Raw genomic sequence first — 20406 nt, 5'->3', positions numbered from 1 at the left:
TGGGAGCTATGCTTGCATGGCGATCCTCGCCTGGGCGAGGTAGAGATTCCAGAGCGCCTGTAATAAAGGGCCTCGCTGTCGCTCGATTCGCCATGCAGGCATAGCCCTCCGCAGCTTGCTTCGCTAACCGTCGCAAAGGGGTGGTCAAGGCGGGAAGCTGACCGCGAAAAATTGGAGTGCCCATGACAGCCTTTCACCTGCGTGACGAAATCCCCGACGATATCCCGGCGATTCATGCACTGATTGCAGAGGCGTTCGTCAACGTTTCCCACAGTGACCAGCGCGAACCTTTTATCGTCGATGCCCTGCGTGACGAGGGGGTGTTGTCCCTGTCGCTGGTTGCGGAGATGGATGGTGAGCTGGTGGGGCACGTTGCCTTTTCCCCGGTGACGCTTTCCAGTGGTGCCAGTCATTGGTACGGGTTGGGGCCGGTGTCGGTTTTACCGGAATGGCAGGGCAAAGGCGTTGGCAGCCAGCTGGTGCTGGCGGGGCTGGATGCCCTGAAAGCACAGGGTGCCCATGGCTGTGTGCTGTTGGGTGACCCCAACTGGTACAAGCGGTTCGGCTTTGTCGCTACACCGTTGCTGCGCCTGGCCGGTGTGCCGGCGGAATACTTTCAGGCGTTATTGCTGAACGGTACCTGGCCGGATGCAGACGTGCATTACCATCCGGCGTTTCAGGTTTGAGGCGCAAGCTACAAGCTTCAACGCGAAAGAGTCATGTGTGTTATCCATCTCTTTGCCCGCGCCGAAGCATTTGAGCGCGGGCATTTCATTTCCACATCTGTTGCACCGGCTCGCGTTGTAGCTTGAAGCTCGCTGCTGATTTTTATAGCAACGTCCCAAGCCCCAACACCGCCACATATCCCACACTGTATGCCACCAGCAGATAACCGAAGTATTTCAGGTAGGAGCCAAAGGTGAGGGCTTCCACCTTGCTCATGGCGATCACCCCGGCGGCGGAGCCGATCACCAGCAGGGCGCCACCCACTCCCACCGAATACGTCAGCGACAGCCATTCCGCCAGGCTCATTTCGATACCGGAGTTGAGCAGGGCGGCGGTGAGCGGCACGTTGTCGAACAGGGCTGATGCCATGCCCACTATAAAGTTGGCCGCCACCGGTGGCATCGCGTCGTACAGTGCCGGGAAGTAGGCCAGCATGCCGAGTTCCTTGAGCATCCCCACCAGCAGCAGTACCCCGAGGAAGAACAGCAGGGTGTCGAATTCGATCTTGCGGATGTATTCCAGGATCGGCTCATCCTTGTTCATGAACTGCACCACCATGAACATCAGTGACAGGCCGAACAGGAAGCACAGAACCGGTGGAATACCGAAGGCCACATTGGCGGCAATGGTGCCAAGAATGGTGGCGAAAAACAGCAGGGCGATGACCTTGTCGCCGCGATCGATGACGGTATTCTGCTTTTCGATCTGCACGTCACCGCTGAGACCAAAGGACAGCATCACCGCCAGGACCGCCACGGCACCGGCGGCGGGCAGGCTCAGCATCAGCAGGTCGGGAATTTCCACCTTGCCGGCCAGGAAAATCATCAGGGTGGTGACGTCGCCGGTGATCAGTGCGGTACCGCCGGCATTCACCGAGAACACCACCAGCACGATGTAGCGCAGCAGTTTTTTGGCCGGCAGGTTCAGGTTCATGAGCACGGCGATACACACCAGCGTGGCGGTAATGTTGTCGGCCATGGACGAGAACAGGAACGCAAACAGACCGGTGAGCAGCATCAGTTTGCGTTCACTGATGCGCGAGGGCAGCAGTTTGTTGACGATACTGTCGATGATGCCCTTGCCGGACAGGTAGGCCACAAAGGTCATGGCGGCCATCAGGAACAGCCACAAGGTGGCGATATCCAGCAGGTTTTCGTTGAGGCTCTCCATCAGTGCTTCGTGGCTCAGGTGGCCGGGCGGGGCGATAAAAAACAGCAGCCAGGCAAAGGAGCCAAAGAACAGTGTGGTTTTGGCCTTGTCGATATGGACGATATCTTCGATGACGATGGACACAAAGCCCAGCGCCACCAGGATCAGCAGAATGGTGGTCATGAGGGGCGTCTCGCAAGGTAATGGGCTGCAGGGCAGCAGGGGGAGCGCGGCGCCATTCTAGGGTGTTTGTGAATGCAGTTCACTATAATACTCCCTGTATAGGCCCGAATCCTGCCATGAAAGTGGCCCCTGGTTGCGTGCCAGTGCGCATTTTTTCGTCGCTGCCCCTTTAAAAAAATGAGAATAATTCGCATTATGTGCCCCTGTTGGGGGCCAAGGCCCGTTTTGCTGTTCACGCATATTGAGGAATTCCTATGTTGACCCGTGTTGCCGCCGGGGGGCTGATGCTGTCCTCCCTGTTCCTGTCTGCCTGTAGCGATGAGCCCAAGGTGGAAGAAAAGGCCGCCCCGTATGAAGCGGCCCAGGCTCGGGACGTGATCAGCCATTATGCGGACCTGGCGCTGGCCGGTTACAGCGATGCACTGGCGCAAGCCCGCGAATTGCAGACGACCATCAACACCCTGCTGGACTCTCCGGACGAAGAGAATCTGGCGGCGGCCCGTGCCGCCTGGCGTGATGCCCGGGTCCCCTACATGCAGACCGAGGTCTTCCGTTTCGGCAATAGCGTGGTGGATGAGTGGGAAGGGCAGGTGAATGCCTGGCCGCTGGATGAAGGGCTGATTGATTATGTGGACGACAGCTATCAGGCGGTGATGGGCAACCCTGGTGCCCGCGCCAATATCATTGCCAGTGAGTCGCTGACCATTGGTGAGGAGCGCCTGGACCTGACCGACCTGAATGCGGACCTGCTGGCCAGCCTGAATGAGCTGGGCGGTTCCGAGGCCAATGTGGCCACCGGCTACCACGCCATCGAGTTTTTGCTCTGGGGCCAGGACCTTAACGGTACCGAGGCAGGGGCGGGCGAGCGTCCGGCCACGGACTTCGCGCTGGGCGAGGAAGCGACCGGTGGCAATAACGAGCGTCGCCGTGCCTACCTTCAGGTGGTGACGGATCTGCTAATCAGTGACCTGGAAACCATGGTGGCCGTATGGCAGCCGGAACAGGAAAACTATCGCGCCGAATTGCTGGCGGACACCCCGGAAAATGGCCTGCGCAAAATGCTGTTCGGCATGGGTAGCCTGTCTCTGGGTGAGCTGGCGGGTGAGCGCATGAAGGTGGCGCTGGCGGCACACTCCCCGGAAGACGAGCACGATTGTTTTAGTGACAACACCCACTTTTCGCACTTCTATAATGGCAAGGGCATCCAGAACGTGTATCTGGGGGAGTATCAGCAGGTCAATGGGGAGACCCTCAGCGGGCCCTCTCTGAGTGATCTGGTCGCCGCCAATGACCCGGCGGTGGACAGTCAGCTGAAGCAGGCTTTTGAGGCCAGTGAAGCGGCCCTGCAGGCTCTGGTGGACAGTGCCAACAATGGCGTTCACTTCGATCAGCTGATTGCACCGGGTAATGCGCAAGGCGCCGCCACTGTGAACGCGGCTATTGATTCCCTGGTAACCCAGACCACGGGCATTGAAAAGGCCGCGCTGGTGTTAAACATTCAGGCGTTGAACCCGGACACGGCCGATCACGAGTTCTGAAAACGATTCTCTTTAAGATCTGGTAAGATGGCGCCGCCCTTTGGGCGGCGCTTTGCTGTGGCCGCCTGATCCCCTGGTTCCTGAAGGAAGAGTGTCTTGCGTTATCTGCTGCCCACCTTGCCCCTGATCGCCCTGTTGGCCGCCTGCGATTCCGGCCCCACCTTTACCGAGGCTGAACCAGGCGAACACCTGTCAGCGGGGGAGGCCACGGTCACCAAGACCGACCACAACGCCTTTTCGTTGCCGCTGGCGAACCTGTCTCCGTCCCGCCGGCTGGATTTCAGTGTGGGCAACAGCTTCTTCCGTAACCCCTGGGTGATCGCACCGGCCTCCACCGATGCCCGTGATGGCCTGGGTCCGCTGTTTAACACCAACGCCTGCCAGAACTGCCATATCAAGGATGGCCGCGGCCACCCGCCGGGGCCGGACGCGAAGCAGGCGGTGTCGATGCTGGTGCGCTTGTCGGTGCCGGCCGGAGAGGCAGATGATCTGACTCAGAGTGGGTTGCTGCCCGAGCCTCACTATGGCGGCCAGTTCCAGGATGCGGCGATTCCCGGTATCGAACCGGAAGGTCGGGTGCGGGTGGACTATGAGCCGGTGGTGATGACGTTTGCGGACGGCCATGAAGTATCGCTGCGCAAGCCGAAGCTGACGTTCAGCAATCTGGCCTACGGCGAGATGCATCCCGCTACCTTGTTTTCCGCCCGTATCGCGCCACCGGTGATTGGACTGGGGCTGCTGGAATCGATCAGTGACAAAGACCTGCTGGCCCATGCCGATCCTGAAGATGACGATGGCGATGGCATCAGTGGCCGCGCCAATCTGGTCTGGGATCGGGCCACTGAAACTACCCGCATCGGCCGCTTTGGCTGGAAGGCCGGCCAGCCCAGCCTGCGCCAGCAGAATGCGGAAGCCTTTGCCAACGACATGGGGCTGACCAGCCATCTGGTGCCCACGGATTCCTGCGCTCCCAGCCAGACCGAATGTCTGGCGCTGCCTCATGGCGGCGTGCCAGAGGTGAGCGACAGCATTCTCGACAACGTGACCTTCTATACCCGTAACCTGGCCGTGCCTGCCCGCCGTAATGTGGGGGATCCGCAGGTGCTGGCGGGCAAGACCCTGTTCTTCCAGGCCAACTGCCAGGGCTGTCACGTGCCCAGCTACACCACCGCCGCAGAGGCCGCCGAGCCGGAGCTGGCCAATCAGACCATTCGCCCCTACACCGACCTGCTGCTTCATGACATGGGGCCGGGGCTGGCGGATGGTCGCCCGGAGTTCCTGGCCAATGGCCAGGAATGGCGCACCCCGCCGCTGTGGGGGATCGGCCTTACCGAGGCGGTCAACGGGCATACCCAGCTGCTGCATGACGGCCGTGCCCGTAACCTGATGGAAGCGATTCTGTGGCATGACGGAGAAGCGGCCGCGTCCCGGGATCAGGTGCTGACCTTTGATGCCGAGCAGCGTGCCGCGCTGCTGGCGTTCCTGAATTCGTTGTAAGGAGTGGATCATGCGTAGTGCGATTGTGCTTGGCTGTGTCGTCCTGCTGGCGGCGTGCAGCAACCCCCGACAGGAAGTGACCAGCCAGCTGGCGCAGCAAGTATTGTTACCTGCCCATCAGCAGTGGCATGACCGTAATGCTGCACTGGTTCAGGCGGTAAAGGGATTCTGTGAGGGCGACGCTGAGCGTGCCTCAGTGGCGCAGGCGTTTATGGCCAGCCAGCAGGGCTGGTCTTACCTGCAGCCGCTGATGGTGGGGCCGCTGTCAGAAGGCAACCGTAGCTGGCAGGTGCAGTTCTACCCGGACAAACGCAACATGGTTGCGCAGCAGGCCGAGGCCTTGCTCGACAGTCATGATCCGCTCACCCAGCAGGCGCTTGATGGCGCCAGTGTGGTGGTGCAAGGGCTCACCGCATTTGAATACGTGCTGTTTGATGACAGCGTGGATCTGCAGGCGGACAAGGCACGCTATTGCCCGATGCTGATGGGCATTGCCCATCACCAGCAGGGCTTGTCAGGCGAGGTGATGGCACTGTGGGAGGAGGCCGGTGGCATGCTGGCCCAGCTAACGGATTTCCCCAATGACCGATACGCCAGCGCTGAAGAAGCCCTGGGCGGTGTGTTACGCGTGCAGATCACCGGTGTGGATGTGCTCAAGAAAAAACTGGGCACCCCCATGGGGCGCCTGAATCAGGGGGTGGCCCAGCCGTATCAGGCGGAGGCCTGGCGCAGCCGGCAATCGGTGGCCAGCCTGCAGGCCTCTTTGGCAGGAGCCCAGGCCGTGTGGGAGCGGGTGCGCTCACTGGTTAGTGATGGCGAGCTGGCAGGCAAGATCGATCAAGCCTATGCCGAGACCCGCGACAAGTTGGAGGCATTGCCGGCGCCGTTGTTCGAGCTGGTACAGGATCCGGCCAATCAGCCGTTACTCCAGGACCTGTATCGCAGTCTGGATACCCTGGAAACCCTGCAACAGGCCGAGCTGGCCAGTGATCTGGGTATCCAGATCGGCTTTAACGCCAACGACGGAGATTGATTCCGCGCCACGTTTTTCGGTGCGGTTCCATGGGCCAGGCGGGAGAGAGTCATGCCACTGACACGACGAACATTATTGAGCGCCGGGGCGGCGCTGGCCGGGGTGGCTGCCGTGGGGGGCTGGTCGTTCTGGCAGGGTCGAGGGCAGTCGCCGTTGCTGCTGTCGGCACGCAATGATGATGCCGGTCAGCATTATTGCGCGGGCTATTTTCTCGATGGCAAGCAAGCGTTCGCCACGCCGGTGCGCGAGCGTTGCCATGACATTACCCGCCATCCGTTTTTGCCGCTGGCCCTGTTTGTGGGTCGCCGTCCCTCTCGGGAAAGTTATCTGATCGACCTGCGTGACGGGACTCTGGTGCAGACCCTGCACAGCGAACCGCAGCGGCACTTTTATGGCCATGCAGTGTTTCACCGGCAAGGCGAGTGGCTGTATGCCACCGAGAATGATCTGAGCGACCCCGGCCGCGGAGTGCTGGGCCGCTACCGGCTGGATCTGGACGCTCTGCGGCTGGTCCGTGATGGCGAGGTGCCCACCCATGGGGTGGGGCCGCACCAGTTGAAATGGATGCCGGATGGGGAGTCGCTGGTCATTGCCAACGGCGGTATCCGTACCGAAAGCGACAGCCGCGAGAAAATGAACCTGGATGCCATGGCGCCCAGCCTGGTGATCATGGATCGCCACGGCGAACGGTTCAGCAAGGAAACCCCCGAACATCGCCAAAACAGCATTCGTCACCTGGCTGTGGCCGATGATGGCACGGTGGTCTCCGGCCAGCAGTACCAGGGCCCGGCCTGGGACAGTGTGCCCTTACTGGCGATCAAGCGTCCGGGACAGCCCTACCAGACCTTCCCGGTGGCAACAGAACAGTTGGCCATGATGAATCAGTACACCGCGAGTATTGCCATCCACAGCGAACAACGGTTGGTGGCCATGACGGCCCCCCGGGCGAACCGGTTCTTTGTCTGGGATCTGGATACCGCAGAGACGGTGGTGGATACCCCCATGTCGGATTGTGCCGGGGTTGGGGTGGTGCCCAGCGGCTTTGCCGTGACCTCCGGGCAGGGGCGCTGCCGGCACTTTGATTGCCGGGGGGCCACCGTGACCAGTGAATGGCTGGACTTGCCCAGCGGCTGGTGGGACAACCACCTGTGGCTTAGCTGACGTCGCCGCCTTTTTGTGGTGGGACTGGCGGAGTCAGTGTTCGCCCGCACACTCGTTGTGATCGCTCAAGACTTCAATCACGCGGCATTCCCCCTGATGGCCGTGGGCGCATGCTTCAATCATTCGGTCCAGTTCATCGCGCAGGGCGCAGAGGGCGCGAATGCGTTGCTCCACGGCCTGGCGGTGGCGGCGGGCAATGGCATCGGCATGGCCATGCTGTTCGCGCAGTGCCAGTAGTTCGCGAATATCGTCCAGGGTAAAGCCGAGCTCCCGGCTGTGGCGGATAAAGCCCAGCCGTTCCCGGTGACGCGGTTGATAGCGTCGCTGCCCCCCTTCGCTGCGTGCCGGCTCTGGCATCAGCCCGATCTTCTCGTAATAGCGAATGGTTTCCACCTTGCAGCCGGTGACCTTGCTCAGGGTGCCAATGGAAAACAGGGTGCTCATGCTGCCTCCAGCAGGACAATGAAAAGGTGCGTCGCGGATTAGGAAAAGCTGGTTGTCAGACGTCAGACTTTCAAGCTGGCCACTTTCCTTTCTTCTCGCCCGCGATGAACCAAAGAAAAGCCTTGAACCTGTAGTCACTATAGCTTTTTTAATGGGGGCAGAGTGAATCAGAACAAGGAGACAGGCATGGCATGTTGCGATACCGATCTGAGCGCCCCCCAGGCCCCCGCATACCGTCGGGTGTTGTGGGTTGTGCTATGGATCAATGCGGTAATGTTCGGGGTGGAAGCCACCACCGGGGTATTGGCGGATTCCCGGGCTTTGCAGGCCGATGCCCTGGACTTTCTCGGTGATGCCAGCACCTATGGCCTGACCCTGTGGGCATTGGGCCAGTCGCTCACCTGGCGGTTACGGGCGGCGCGGATCAAGGGCTGGTCCCTGCTGGTAATGGGCGTACTGGTGCTGGCCAACAGTGGTTGGGCGCTGGTGCAGGGCAGTGAGCCAGTGGGCGAAACCATGATGGGCGTTGCGGCGCTGGCGCTGGTGGCCAATGTGGTCAGCGCGGTGTTGCTGCTGCGTCACCGGCAGGGGGATGCCAATATCCGCTCGGCCTGGCTGTGCTCACGCAATGATGCCATCGCCAATCTGGCGGTGCTGGCGTCTGGCAGCCTGGTGATTTGGGCAGACAGTCGCTGGCCGGACCTGTTGGTGGCAGGGGTGATTGCGGCCCTGTTTACCCACAGTGCGGTGTCGATCTTGCGGCAGGCAAATCGCGAAGATGTGTCTCATGGGGCATGTCATTAATGAACATGGAGCTGCGGTTTTCGTCCCGGCTACCGGTGCTGGCCGAGCGCCTGTGGTCGGATATTACCCACATGGACGCGATCAATGCAGAGATGTGGCCATGGCTGTCCATGGGGGCCCCGGACGGGGTGAGGAGTCTGGAAGATAGGGCGTGGCAGCCGGGCAAGCCACTGTTTGGCAGCTCGCTCAAGGCGTTTTGTTGTATTCCTGTGGGGGTATCGATGCTGACGCTGGAGCGGCTGATGACAGGCAAGGGGTTTGTCGAAGCTTCGCCCATGACGGGCATGGTGCTGTGGCGCCACGAGCGTTGGCTTGAACGTGACCAGCAGGGCTGTGTAGTACACGATCAATTGACGTTTACACCTCGCTGGTGTCCGCGATTGAGTCGCGTTATGGTGCAGCTATTCTTCCGGCATCGTCATCGCCGGTTACGTCGCCGTTATCGTCAATGCTGATTCCATGGATTTAAAACACGAAGACCTGAAAGCCTTGGTCGAGCGCACCATGCCATTCGGCAAATATCAGGGGCGGGTACTGATCGACCTGCCAGAGCCTTACCTGCTGTGGTTTGCCGACAAGGGTTTTCCGAAGGGCGAACTGGGGCGTTACATGGCGTTGGCCTTGATGCTGAAAATGGATGGCACGGAAAAACTGCTGGATCCGCTGCGTGCCTGAGAGACTGCTGGAGCCATGCTTGCATGGCAATGCCGAGCCCCGGTGAGGCGTTAGCTCCTGGGCTTTCACACCGTTAAAAAGGAAACAGAGCATGTCCCGATTGCAACCGCTTACCGAGTCCGTCTGGCACGTTGCGGTTCCTCATGCCTTCATGGGGCTTCATGTCGGCGCGCGCATGACGGTGGTGAAACTGTCCTCTGGCGGTTTGCTGCTGCATTCTCCCATTCCGGTGGATGATGCCCTGGCAGAGGAGCTGGCGGCACAGGGCGACGTGACCCACATCGTTTGCCCTAACCTGTTCCATCATGTTTATGCGGGTGAGGTAAAAGCCCGTTACCCGCAGGCGCTGTTGCATGGCCCGGCGAAGCTGGTCAGCAAGCGCAAGGACCTGACCTTTGATGCGACCCTGTCTGAAACCCCGCACCCGGACTGGGGCCAGGATTTTGAACTGGTTTTTATCGACGGCTCCATGATTCACGAGACGGTGTTTTTCCATGTGGCCAGCCAGACCCTGATCGCGGCGGACCTGATCGAAAACTTCCAGCAATGTGATCATGGCGTGACGCGCTGGTACCTGAAACTGGGTGGGTTGTGGAAAAAGCCGGGCTGGCACCCGCTACTGCGGCTGGTGTATCTGAATCGCAAAAAGGCGCGGGCCAGTGTCACTCGCATTCTGGACTGGCCGACGGAGCGGTTGTGTCTGTCTCACGGTGAGGTGATCACCGAGCATGCCCGCAACGCGCTGTATCTGGGTTTACGCTGGCTGTTGTAGCCGACCCTGACGCACAGCGACTGCCGTCAGGCGCGGTCGCTTGTCCTGTCCTTCTTGCCGGCCTCTGGCTTGCACGCTCTCTCCACATTGTTTGCACCTTTTTCGGCTATATTTCCCACCGTCATTAATGGTGTGTGGAAATGTCATGGCTGCCTGGATTCGCCGTTACCCGAAAACGTCTGTTACGTCGCTGGTTCTGATTGTGTTGTTGCTGGTTATGGGATGGCGATGGGGGTTCGCGTCGTCTCCTGAAATACAGTGGCAGACCGCTACTGTGGAGCGGGGCGATGTGGAAGAGTTGGTGACGGCACTGGGAACTCTCGAGCCTAAAGATTACGTGGATGTGGGTGCCCAGGTGTCTGGCCAGCTGACTCGCCTGCATGTGGATGTGGGCGATACCGTAGAAGAAGGGCAATTGCTGGCGGAGCTGGACGCCTCGGTGCAACAGACCAAGGTGGATGCCGGACTGGCCGAGCTGGAATCCCTGCAGGCACAGCTGGAGCAGCGTCAGGCGGAACTGGAGCTGGCGCGATTGCAGTATCAGCGTCAGGAGCGCCTGCGTGGTGCTGATGCCACCAGTGAGGATGCTTTCCAGAGTGCCCGCTCGACGCTGACGGTTACCCAGGCCCAAATCAAGGTGCTCAAAGCCCAGCTGCGACAGAAACAGGCAAGTGTGGAAGGGGATCAGGCGAACCTGGGGTACGCCAGAATCTATGCCCCGCGCAGCGGTACGGTGGTGAGCATGGAGGCCCGCGAAGGCCAGACCCTGAACGCCAACCAGACCACGCCCACGCTGATGCGTATCGCGGATCTGTCCACCATGACCATTTCCACCCAGGTGTCAGAGGCCGATGTGCATCGCCTGCGGGCGGGCATGCCGGTGTATTTCAATACCCTGGGCAATAGCCGGGAGCGCTATGACAGCGATTTGCGGCAGGTATTGCCGACCCCGGAAGTGGTCAACAATGTGGTGCTGTACACCGCAGAGTTTGATGTGGGCAATGATCAGGGTCGGCTCATGTCCGGTATGACGGCCCAGGTCTTCTTTGTGGTGAATGCGGCGGAAAATGTGTTGAACCTGCCGGTGGCGGCGGTGAAACGTGCCGGGCGCGGGCAGTGGAAAGTCCAGGTGCTCGATGGCAAGGGTGAGCCACAGGATCAACCGGTACAGGCGGGTATCAATAACCGCGTGCGCATCGTCATCAACGAGGGACTGGAAGAGGGTGACACCGTGGTGCTGGGGGCCGCTGGTCCGGCCATGGGGCCGTCGCAGGATAATGATCGCCCGCGCCGTCGGGGACTGTTCTGATGGCGTTGATTGAACTGCGCAATATCCGCAAGCGCTACCCCGCCGGGGAGCAGGATGTGGAGGTACTGCACGGCATTGACCTGGCCATCGAAGCCGGTGAATTCGTTGCCATCATGGGTAGCTCCGGGTCGGGCAAGTCGACCCTGATGCACATTCTGGGTTGCCTGGATCAGCCCAGTGACGGCGAGTACCGTTTTGCCGGCCAGGCGGTCACGGCCATGGACCACGAACAGCTGGCCTGGTTGCGCCGGGAAATGTTCGGCTTCGTGTTCCAGAGTTATCACCTGATCGGGACGGCCAGTGCCTGGGAGAACGTGGCACTGCCTGCCATTTATGCCGGGGTGTCCCGCGAAGAGCGCAAGCAGCGTGCACAGGCATTGCTGACCAGTCTGGGACTGGAAGAGCGTCTGGAAAATCGCCCGAACGAGTTGTCCGGTGGTCAGCAGCAACGGGTCTCCATTGCCCGTGCCTTGATGAATGGCGGCAAGGTGATTCTGGCCGACGAGCCCACCGGGGCACTGGACAGTGTCAGCGGTGAAGCCGTGATGGCACAGCTGCGCAGCCTGGCCGAGCAGGGCCATACGGTGATCGTGATTACCCACGATGCCAAAGTGGCGTCCCACGCTGACCGGGTGGTGGAAATTCATGATGGTGATGTGATCAACGACACCCGTCATCAACCCCATCAGCAGGAACGTGCCCAGCCGGTGTCCAGCCCGCCGCGCGAGTCGGCATTGCCTGACCTTGGCGAAGTGCTGGAGGCGGTGATCATGGCGTTGCGTTCGTTGCGTGCCAACTGGATGCGAACCGTGCTGACCTTGCTCGGTATCGTGATTGGTGTTGGCGCGGTGGTGGTGATGCTGGCCATCGGCGAAGGCGCCAAGCAGGACGTGGTCGCCCGCATCAATGACCGTGGCACCAACCTGTTGGTGATCCGTCCGGACCGGGGCCAGCAACGGGTCGCTGACGGCGTGATTGCGACACTGGTGCCGGAGGATGCCGAGGCGCTGAAAAAGTTACCCAATATTCGCACTGCGGTGCCGGAGATTTCCGGTAACGTGACTGCCCGCGCCAACGGCAAGGATGTGTCTACCAGTGTGCAGGCCGTCAGTGAAGATTTTCCTTCCCTGCGTGACTGGCAGCCCGTGTCGGGCATTTTCTTTGGTCAGCAGGACATGAACAGTTATGCCCCGGTGGCGGTGATCGGGCAAACGGTAAAGACCAACCTGTTTCCCGATAGCGATCCGATCGGCCAGTTCTTGATGCTTAACAGCATTCCGTTTCAGGTTATCGGGGTGATGGGCAGCCAGGGCGCGACGGACTGGGGTGATGATCAGGACGATGTGGTCATCGTGCCGCTCTCGACCGGGACCCTCCGGTTATTCGGTCAAAGCTATCTGCGTTCCATCACGTTGGCGGTGGAGGATGTCTCGCAAATTGATGCCACCGAAAAGGCTGCGGTGGCATTGCTGACCGCCCGTCACGGTCGCGAGGATGTACGTGTATTCAACATGGCCTCGTTGCTGGACATGGTGTCGGAAACCCAGAACACCCTGACCATGTTGCTCGGCTCGATTGCCGCCATCTCCCTGTTGGTCGGCGGGATCGGGGTGATGAATATCATGCTGGTCAGCGTCACCGAGCGGATTCATGAAATCGGTATTCGCATGGCGACGGGCGCACGACAGCGAAATATTCTCCAGCAATTTCTCACCGAGTCCGTCGTGGTATCCGCGCTGGGAGGCGTGGTCGGTGTGGTGATCGGTGTCCTTGTCGGCCTGTTGCTGGAACTGCTAGGCATGGCGATTGTGTTTTCCGTCCCGGTGATGGTTGCGTCCTTTGTGTGTGCAGCGGGCATTGGTCTGCTGTTCGGTTTTGCACCTGCCCTGAAGGCCGCGCGCCTGAATCCTGTGGAGGCGCTCAGTAATGATTAAGAAAATGATATGTGTGATGTGTGTGGCGGTGCTGTCCGGCTGTGCCATGACATCCGGTCTTGACGCACCGGAGCAAGCCATGCCGGAGCAATGGCTCAACCAGCAGCAAGCCAGTGAGGCGATGATCAACCATCCGCAGTGGTGGCAGCAGTTCAACAGCCAGGAACTGAACCAGCTGGTGGATCAGGCGCTGGCCGCCAATACTGATTTGCTGGCCGCGGCCGCACGGGTGGAGCAGGCCGATGCGCAACTGACCCAGGCAGGCTCAGCCCTGTTTCCCACCTTGGGGTTACGCGCCGGTGGCAGCCGCAGTGGCGTGTTCGGCGAAAGCGGCAGCACGGACAATTACAGTGCGTCGCTGAATGCCAGTTACGAGCTGGACCTGTGGGGACAGATTCGCAACAGCCGGGATGCGGCGCGAGCCTCTTTGCTGGCTAGCCAGTTCAGTCGCGATACGGTGCAACTCACGGTGATCGCCAGCGTGGTGAATACCTATCTGCAGGTGTTGTACCTGCAAGACAACCTGGCCCTGTCTGAAGAAAACCTGAAACTCGCCCAGCAGGTGCTCGATGTGGTCGAGTCCAAAGTCGAAAACGGTGCGGTCTCGCCGCAGGATCTGGCCCAACAGAAAACCGTGGTGGCCAACGCCAAGGCGCAGCTGCCGTCCCTGCGTCACCAGTTACGGCAGAGTCGGTATGCCCTGGCCGTGCTGGTGGGGGAAATGCCTCAGGTATTTCAGGTGGGGGGAGGCACCCTGGACGGTTTGCAGCTGCCAGAGATTCAGGCCGGCTTGCCGGATCAGGTGCTCGCCCAGCGGCCGGACATCGCTCAGGCCCAGGCGCGGTTGATGGCCGCGGATTATTCCGTGGCTGCGGCCCGGGCTGATTACTGGCCCTCCATTACCCTGACCGGTAGCGGCGGTTATGCCAGCAGTGCCCTGTCGTCACTGTTCAACGGTGATGCGGTGTACAGCCTGGGTGTCTCGCTGGCCCAGACCCTGTTCGACGGTGGCGCCCGCGGTGCCCGGATCGACCAGAGCAAGGCCGCCTGGGAGGAACAGGTGGCAAGCTACACCGGTACCTTGTTGGTGGCTCTGCAGGAAGTGGAGCAGTCACTGAGCAATGTGCAGGCGCTGGCCGATCAGCAGCAGTATCGCGAGGAAGCCTACACCCAGGCGGAGGAAGCCTACCGGGTGGCGCAGGTGCGCTATCAGGAAGGTGAAACCGAACTCACCGATGTGCTCAGTGCGCAAAGCAGTTTCAACAATGCCCGCCAGAACAGCCTGGAGCTGATTTATAACCAGTACCAGTCCCGCGTCACGCTGTACCGGGTGCTGGGAGCCTCTGAATAACTCCTTGCGTACTCAGCGTGGCCTGAAGCGTGCAGCAGTTGTGTCTTGTCTCGAAGGGAAGGGTGGCTCCCTTTTCAAGAGGCAAGGCGCAGCTGATGGGCGCTTCAGGCGTCGCCCTCCGGGTCTTCCAGGCTGATCCACACTCGTTGTTGCACTTTCTCGACAGGCAATCAGCATGCCTTCAAAAGTGCGCCTAGATTGTGAATCAGCCTGGAAGACTGAGCATGCAAGGAGTTATTCAGAGGCTCCCTAGAAGGGGGCCGGGCAGCGGAGGAATCCTGAGGGGTTATTTCGCGATTCCTTGACCCAAGAGGGCACAGAGATCACCGGGGAAGGTGAAATTCTGTGCCCTCTGTCTTTCTTTGATACGGTTTGCCGGTGGCAGCTCGAATCGACAGAATATGGGAATCTTTCTGCGTTCCCGGATAGCCCGTGCTTCCTCTGGTGTATCACCCCGACTACAGTTTCCCTTTTCCCGGCAAACACCGTTTTCCCATGGAAAAATTTTCCCTGCTGCAGGGGTATCTGCGCAGCAAGGGGATTGCCCGTGGCGACAATGAATTTCGTCCCAGCCGGGCAAAGCCTGCGTTGTTAAGTCAGGCCCATTGTCCACAGTATGTGTCTGCGATGGTGAATGGCACGCTGGAGAGCAAGGCATTACGGCGCATGGGCTTGCCGTGGAGCGAGGGGTTGATGAAGCGCACCTGCATTGCGCCCATGGGCACCCTGATGACGGCGCAGCTGGCCCTCCAGCATGGCCTCGCGTGTCACCTGGCCGGAGGCACTCACCATGCCCATTACGATTTCGGTTCCGGTTTCTGCATCTTCAATGACCAAGCCTTTGCGGTGCAGCAATTGCTCGCCCGGGGGGCTGTGGAAACCGTGTTGCTGTTTGATTGCGATGTGCATCAGGGCGACGGCACGGCAGCCATGCTGGCGCAAGAGCCGCGGGCATTTACCTGCTCGATTCATTGCGAGAAAAATTTTCCGGTCAGAAAAATGCACAGTGATCTGGATGTGGGGTTGCCGCCGGGAATGACCGATGGTGATTATCTTGATGTGGTGTTCGATACCCTGGAGCGCTTGCTGGATCAGCTGCAGCCGGATCTGGTGTTCTATGATGCCGGGGTGGATATTTATGCGCAGGATCCGCTGGGGCGTCTGGCTGTTTCCGAACAGGGCATCGCTGACCGGGACCGCGGTGTTATCGAGCGTTGTCGTCGCCGGCATATTCCGGTGGCGACGGTGATAGGTGGCGGCTACGATGATGACCGTGATGCGCTGGCGCGCCGTCACGCCATCGTGATTGAGGAAGCGGCCACAATAGCGGCCTCGTCCCCGTAGTCGCCACTCAAGGAGTTCCCATGTCCAAAGCACTGTTGATCATGGCCCATGGCAGCCGCAGTGATACTGCCAACGACGAATTTCGCGCGTTGGTGGAGACAGTGGCAGAATCCGCCCACGCCGCCGGCGAGGAATATGTGGCCGTTTTGCCCTGTTTTCTTGAACTGGCGTTTCCTTCCCTGATCGAGGCGATCCAGCAACTGGAGCACCAGCCGGTGACCACGGTGCAGTTGTACCCGTTGTTCTTCAACAAGGGCAAACACGTAGGCCGGGACATTCCCGCCCAGATCGAGGATGCCCGGGCGCGGTTCCCGGACCTCTCCATCGAGTTGCTGGATTACTTCGGCAACGCCAGGGGGTTGGCGCCGCTGGTGCTCCGCCATATTGCCGAACAGGGGTAAAGACATGGCGGTCAGGGACGACATCCATGCACAAATTCAACGGATTTTTCAGGCCGAATCGCGGCGGGTGCTGGCTACCTTGATTCGTCTTCTCGGCGATTTCGATCTGGCGGAAGATGCCTTGCAGGACGCCTTCATTGCGGCGCTGAAACAATGGCCCCAGGAAGGCCTGCCTGAAAAGCCGAGAGCCTGGCTGGTGTCCACCGGGCGTTTCAAGGCAATTGATCAGTTGCGGCGACGGGCGCGCTACAATGCGCTCTTGCAAGAGCAGGCCGAACAGCTGGAAACCCAGGCCAGGGTGGCCATGGAAGAGGAGCATGCCGCCATCGAGGATGACCGGCTGCGGTTGATCTTTACCTGCTGTCATCCCGGCCTGGCAGAGGATGCGCAGGTGGCGCTGACCTTGCGTGAAGTGTGCGGTTTGAGCACAGAAGATATTGCCAGCGCGTTCCTGCAAAAGACCCCCACTGTGGCCCAGCGTATTGTGCGGGCCAAGGGCAAGATTCGTGATGCCCGCATCCCCCTATGAAGTCCCGTAAGGTGACGCGTTGCTGGAACGGTTGAAGACCGTGCTTCAGGTCATCTATCTGGTGTTCAACGAGGGTTACCTGTCGGCCCGTGGCGACAGCACCCTGCGACAGGATCTGAGTGAAGAGGCCATTCGGCTGGCAGAATTGCTCAATGCGTTGTTGCCGGAACCGCAGCCGGAGGCCATGGGATTATTGGCGCTGATGCTGCTGCACCATGCACGGCGCCATACTCGTCTGAGTGTCGATGGGGAGCTGGTGTTGCTGGAAGAGCAGGATCGCAGCCAGTGGGATCAGGAAGAAATTCAGCGGGCGGATCAGTTGATTCGTCATGCCCTGCGGAGTCAGCGTTTCGGCCCGTATACCTTGCAGGCGGCCATTGCGGCCGTGCATGCCCTCTCACCGTCCAGCGATGCGACCGACTGGCACGAAATCGTCGGGCTCTATGATGTGTTGTTGCAACACATGCCCACACCGGTAGTCGCGCTTAACCGTGCGGGTGCGTGACGGTCAGGTCAGTGTGACGGATGGTCCTTTTGCAGAAACCAAGGAACAGCTGGCCGGCTTTTACCTGATCGAGGCCCGTGATCTGAATGATGCGATTCGTGTGGCCAGCAAGATTCCGCCCGCCCGATACGGCAGTATCGAGGTGCGCCCGGTACGGGATATCTACGGTGAATCATCGGACGCAGTGCCCTATGGTGATGCGGTAAAATTTTGAACCTGTGTGAACGCGAGGTGGGGCTGGCCTCAGACCCCTTCGCGGTGTTGAACGGGGCGGCGTAACCGTTGCTAGAACGACTTGGCGAAGACCAGCCCGCCCCACAGAACGTTGCGGTCGCCCATCCCTTCCTTCAGTTCTGAAGTGTGGCCGCGCAAGACATAGCTCAGGCGATAGCCATCGCCAAAACCCCAAGTGTAACCCAGCCAGGCTTCGGCAATGGCGTGGTTGATCTCGTCGCTATCGTAGCTCACGTCACTGTCGCGGAATTGTCCTTGCAGAAATACATTGTAGGCGCGACCCACCAGGGAAATACCACCCGACAGATAATGCTCGCTGCCTTGTTCCATGGAATTGGTGCTGTTGCGCTCGCCATAGCGGGCCAGCTCCGGGTTGCTTTGCCACCATGGGGCCCGCAATTTTCCGGCGCGAAAGCTGAGGCTCCAGCGCGCTTCGGTGATATAGCCGACAGACCCTTCAACGGTGCTTTTGACTTCCAGGTTATCAGTGGAGAAAGGCAGCGTTTTCTGACGCGCCAGTGAGTAGCGGGCGGTGGGTTCGCCGCCGTCACTGATCTGGTGGTTCCAGCCTTCAGCATGTTCACTGCCGATGGCCTTGTGGAAACTGTTTTGCAGATTGCCGGCCAGATCCAGCCCCAGGGCACCGACGGTCAGGGTGCTGTGCCAGGCGACCTTGTCTTGCGGATTGACCTGAATGCGGCTGCTGGAAGCATATAACAGGCTGGCATACGGACGGTCGTCATATTGTGGAGCGGCGATGCCCTTGTCTTCGGGCGTAAAGCCGAACAGGCCAGCTTCGAAACTGTGGCCAAGCTCACTGGTGTTACCAATGCCATCGACGCCAATGGCGCGGTCTATCCAGCCCAGCGGGGTATCCAGAGAAAGCACAAAATCCCGGGCCTTGGTGCCGGTGGCGGCGACGCTTAAACCGTAGGTGTAGTCCTGGTCGCGGCTGCCGGGGACCAGAGCATCGTTATCCAGCGTGAAGGACCAGCTTCCGGTGTCTTCTTCGCTTTCAGTCGCGGTCTGGGAGACGGGTTGACGATAGGGGGCGTGGGCGGGGTTGCCGACCATGGCCAATCTCAGTGGTGGCTGCTGCTCCCCGGCGTATGCCGTGACGGCTAACAGCAGGGCCCCAGTGGTCAGCAGGGCTGCGCAGGTTTGGGGTAAAGCCGGTTTTTTTCGTTTTTTCCTCATGGTTTGTTATCACCCGTTCTCTGTCATTAAGCGGCGTGTTGCCGTGACGTACTGCTGGGCGATTGTGGGTGGAGCGCATTGTTGTTCTGCCAGCGTCGTACCGTGGTACATGCAATGAGATGACAAGAATGGTGGCAGACTGTTCGATAACAAAGCGCGAAGGGATGAGCCTTTTAATCGATTTTTTCGAACTTTATAGATTTTACAAGAGGTGGAAAACACTCGGGACGCGGCCATTTCCTGACCGGATTCTCATCGCCGGTGGCGAATGTGTCATTGAGCCGCGAGCAGCCCCATCGTAGCCTGCACCCCATATTTCCCGTGGTAATCAGTCAAGAGATTGAGGAGGCCCCAGGTGGCAGAAGCATATATCGTAGCGGCGGTTCGCACCGCAGGTGGCAAGAAGAACGGCCGTTTGAGCAAGACTCACCCGGCGGACATGGGTGGCAAGGTTATCGATGCCCTGATCGAGCGCACCGGCCTGCCGGCGGACAAGGTAGATGACGTGATCTACGGTTGTGTCAGCCAGATCGGTCCGCAGACCTTCAATGTGGCTCGCACCTCTATCCTCAGCTCCTGCCTGCCGGAATCCGTACCGGGCGTGTCTATCGATCGCCAGTGCGGTTCTTCCCAGCAAGCCATTCACTTTGCGGCCCAGGCGGTCATGAGTGGCACTCAGGATGTGATCATCGCCGGTGGTGTGGAATCCATGAGCCAGGTGCCGATCGGTTCTCCGGCGGTGGCCGTGAAGGAAATGGGGTCTCCGTTCGATGGCGTGGAAATCAGTAAACGTTACCCGGGTGAGCATTTCAGCCAGTTCAACGGTGCCGAGCGCATGGCCGAGAAATACGGCGTGAGCAAGGAAGAGCTGGACCAGTTCGCCTATGACTCCCACAAGCGTGGGGCAGCGGCCACCGAAGCGGGCCGTTTCAAGGACGAGATCATTCCGATCACCGTGACCCTGGAAGACGGCTCCCAGGAAGAGCACGTGGTAGATGAAGGGATTCGTTGGGAAGCGGATCTGGCCGCCATCAAGGCACTGAATCCGCTGGTTGACGGCGGCTACATCAGCGCGGCCAATGCCAGCCAGATCACCGATGGCGCGTCTGCGCTGATGATCGTCAGCGAGAAAGCCCTGAAAGAATTTGGCCTGACGCCGCTGGCCCGTATTCACGCCATGTCGGTAGTCGGCTCTGATCCGACCATGGTGCTGGAAGGCCCGATCCCGGCCACCGAGAAAGTGCTGGCTGCAGCGGGCATGACCATCGGTGACATCGATCTGTATGAAGTGAACGAAGCATTTGGTTCTGTGCCGCTGGCCTGGATGAAAGCGGTGGGTGCCGATTACGACAAACTGAACGTGAATGGTGGTGCCCAGGCACTGGGTCACCCGCTGGGTGGCACCGGTACCAAGCTGATGGGTACCCTGATCTACGAACTGAAGCGTCGTGGTGGCAAGTACGGCCTTCTGGCGATCTGTGAAGGTCTCGGTACCGCCAATGCCACTATCGTGGAAGTGCTGTAAGGCTTTTCTCGAAGGCGAAAAAGGTTTGAGGGTACGCCCCATGCTGTAGGAGCGTCGCTCGCGGCGCGATAACCAGAACCGTTAAAAGCAATAGA

20 protein-coding genes and 1 pseudogene are annotated in these 20406 nt (G+C 59.9%); 18 read left to right on the top strand and 3 right to left on the bottom strand.

Translation table 11 applies throughout. The features are described 5' to 3' along the window. The first annotated feature begins 182 nt into the window (after positions 1 to 182). Entirely contained in the window at positions 183 to 686 is a 504-nt protein-coding gene (locus tag A15D_RS12355) for a GNAT family N-acetyltransferase (RefSeq protein ID WP_102792202.1), read from the top strand. A 142-nt stretch (positions 687 to 828) separates the two neighbouring features. Here A15D_RS12355 and nhaD read toward each other — a convergent pair whose 3' ends face one another. Continuing rightward, entirely contained in the window at positions 829 to 2058 is a 1230-nt protein-coding gene (nhaD, locus tag A15D_RS12350; RefSeq protein ID WP_102792201.1) for a sodium:proton antiporter NhaD, read from the bottom strand. A 254-nt stretch (positions 2059 to 2312) separates the two neighbouring features. Between nhaD and A15D_RS12345 the strand changes: the two genes are divergently transcribed. The 4 genes from A15D_RS12345 (at position 2313) to A15D_RS12330 (ending at position 7287) form a co-directional block, all read left to right on the top strand. Next, positions 2313 to 3596 (top strand): imelysin family protein, encoded by a 1284-nt coding sequence (locus A15D_RS12345; RefSeq protein WP_102792200.1) that lies wholly within the window; start codon positions 2313 to 2315, stop codon positions 3594 to 3596. A 96-nt stretch (positions 3597 to 3692) separates the two neighbouring features. Then, a complete protein-coding gene (locus A15D_RS12340; protein WP_102792199.1) occupies positions 3693 to 5093 on the top strand; it encodes a di-heme oxidoredictase family protein in 1401 nt (466 codons plus the stop codon). Between the two features lie 10 nt (positions 5094 to 5103). After that, on the top strand, positions 5104 to 6126 hold the full coding sequence (locus tag A15D_RS12335; protein ID WP_102792198.1) for an imelysin family protein: 1023 nt from the start codon (positions 5104 to 5106) through the stop codon (positions 6124 to 6126). A 51-nt stretch (positions 6127 to 6177) separates the two neighbouring features. Next, positions 6178 to 7287, top strand: a complete 1110-nt coding sequence (locus A15D_RS12330; RefSeq protein ID WP_199175905.1) for a DUF1513 domain-containing protein — start codon at positions 6178 to 6180, stop codon at positions 7285 to 7287. Positions 7288 to 7320: 33 nt separating this feature from the next. Here A15D_RS12330 and A15D_RS12325 read toward each other — a convergent pair whose 3' ends face one another. Next, positions 7321 to 7722: a helix-turn-helix domain-containing protein gene (locus A15D_RS12325; protein WP_102792204.1), complete on the bottom strand. Its 402-nt coding sequence runs from the start codon at positions 7720 to 7722 to the stop codon at positions 7321 to 7323. A gap of 171 nt (positions 7723 to 7893) precedes the next feature. Here A15D_RS12325 and A15D_RS12320 point away from each other — a divergent pair, with 171 nt between their 5' ends. The 12 genes and pseudogenes from A15D_RS12320 to A15D_RS12270 form a co-directional block, all read left to right on the top strand. Continuing rightward, positions 7894 to 8535, top strand: a complete 642-nt coding sequence (locus A15D_RS12320) for a cation transporter (protein ID WP_233192226.1) — start codon at positions 7894 to 7896, stop codon at positions 8533 to 8535. Further along, the gene (locus A15D_RS12315; RefSeq protein ID WP_146026876.1) at positions 8526 to 8990 is read left to right on the top strand and encodes a hypothetical protein; all 465 of its coding nucleotides are present in this window, start codon (positions 8526 to 8528) and stop codon (positions 8988 to 8990) included. Before A15D_RS12320 ends, A15D_RS12315 begins: the two co-directional genes overlap by 10 nt. 4 nt (positions 8991 to 8994) lie before the next feature. Continuing rightward, positions 8995 to 9210 (top strand): DUF3820 family protein, encoded by a 216-nt coding sequence (locus tag A15D_RS12310; protein WP_031226472.1) that lies wholly within the window; start codon positions 8995 to 8997, stop codon positions 9208 to 9210. A 91-nt stretch (positions 9211 to 9301) separates the two neighbouring features. After that, complete coding sequence (locus A15D_RS12305) at positions 9302 to 9982, top strand: DUF4336 domain-containing protein (RefSeq protein WP_102792195.1); 681 nt, start codon at positions 9302 to 9304, stop codon at positions 9980 to 9982. 145 nt (positions 9983 to 10127) lie between these two features. Continuing rightward, positions 10128 to 11291: an efflux RND transporter periplasmic adaptor subunit gene (locus A15D_RS12300; RefSeq protein ID WP_102792194.1), complete on the top strand. Its 1164-nt coding sequence runs from the start codon at positions 10128 to 10130 to the stop codon at positions 11289 to 11291. Then, positions 11291 to 13225, top strand: coding sequence for a MacB family efflux pump subunit (locus A15D_RS12295; protein WP_102792193.1), 1935 nt, complete (start codon positions 11291 to 11293; stop codon positions 13223 to 13225). Before A15D_RS12300 ends, A15D_RS12295 begins: the two co-directional genes overlap by 1 nt. After that, positions 13218 to 14576, top strand: coding sequence for an efflux transporter outer membrane subunit (locus A15D_RS12290; RefSeq protein ID WP_102792192.1), 1359 nt, complete (start codon positions 13218 to 13220; stop codon positions 14574 to 14576). Before A15D_RS12295 ends, A15D_RS12290 begins: the two co-directional genes overlap by 8 nt. 432 nt (positions 14577 to 15008) lie before the next feature. After that, the gene (locus A15D_RS12285; RefSeq protein ID WP_102792191.1) at positions 15009 to 15920 is read left to right on the top strand and encodes a histone deacetylase; all 912 of its coding nucleotides are present in this window, start codon (positions 15009 to 15011) and stop codon (positions 15918 to 15920) included. 20 nt (positions 15921 to 15940) lie between these two features. Beyond that, the gene (locus A15D_RS12280; protein ID WP_102792190.1) at positions 15941 to 16321 is read left to right on the top strand and encodes a sirohydrochlorin chelatase; all 381 of its coding nucleotides are present in this window, start codon (positions 15941 to 15943) and stop codon (positions 16319 to 16321) included. A gap of 4 nt (positions 16322 to 16325) precedes the next feature. Further along, the gene (locus A15D_RS17365; RefSeq protein WP_233192225.1) at positions 16326 to 16850 is read left to right on the top strand and encodes a sigma-70 family RNA polymerase sigma factor; all 525 of its coding nucleotides are present in this window, start codon (positions 16326 to 16328) and stop codon (positions 16848 to 16850) included. Between the two features lie 40 nt (positions 16851 to 16890). Then, positions 16891 to 17355 carry a DUF6596 domain-containing protein gene (locus A15D_RS17360; RefSeq protein WP_369825839.1) on the top strand — a complete coding sequence of 155 codons (465 nt, stop codon included), beginning with the start codon at positions 16891 to 16893 and terminating at the stop codon, positions 17353 to 17355. Next, positions 17339 to 17569, top strand: a pseudogene (locus tag A15D_RS12270) (YciI family protein); the annotation flags it as partial. The gene A15D_RS17360 and the pseudogene A15D_RS12270, both read left to right, overlap by 17 nt. A gap of 71 nt (positions 17570 to 17640) precedes the next feature. On the opposite strand, the gene A15D_RS12265 reads toward A15D_RS12270, so the two are convergent. Continuing rightward, complete coding sequence (locus tag A15D_RS12265; protein WP_233192223.1) at positions 17641 to 18663, bottom strand: lipid A deacylase LpxR family protein; 1023 nt, start codon at positions 18661 to 18663, stop codon at positions 17641 to 17643. A 478-nt stretch (positions 18664 to 19141) separates the two neighbouring features. Here A15D_RS12265 and A15D_RS12260 point away from each other — a divergent pair, with 478 nt between their 5' ends. Continuing rightward, complete coding sequence (locus tag A15D_RS12260; RefSeq protein ID WP_102792188.1) at positions 19142 to 20311, top strand: acetyl-CoA C-acetyltransferase; 1170 nt, start codon at positions 19142 to 19144, stop codon at positions 20309 to 20311. The last annotated feature ends 95 nt before the right edge of the window (positions 20312 to 20406 follow it).

The sequence above is a fragment of the Alcanivorax sp. MD8A genome (genome assembly GCF_002888555.1).
Classification (GTDB): Bacteria; Pseudomonadota; Gammaproteobacteria; order Pseudomonadales; family Alcanivoracaceae; genus Alcanivorax.
Note: the sequence above shows the minus strand (reverse complement) of the source record. Positions and strands in the feature narration are given on the sequence as shown.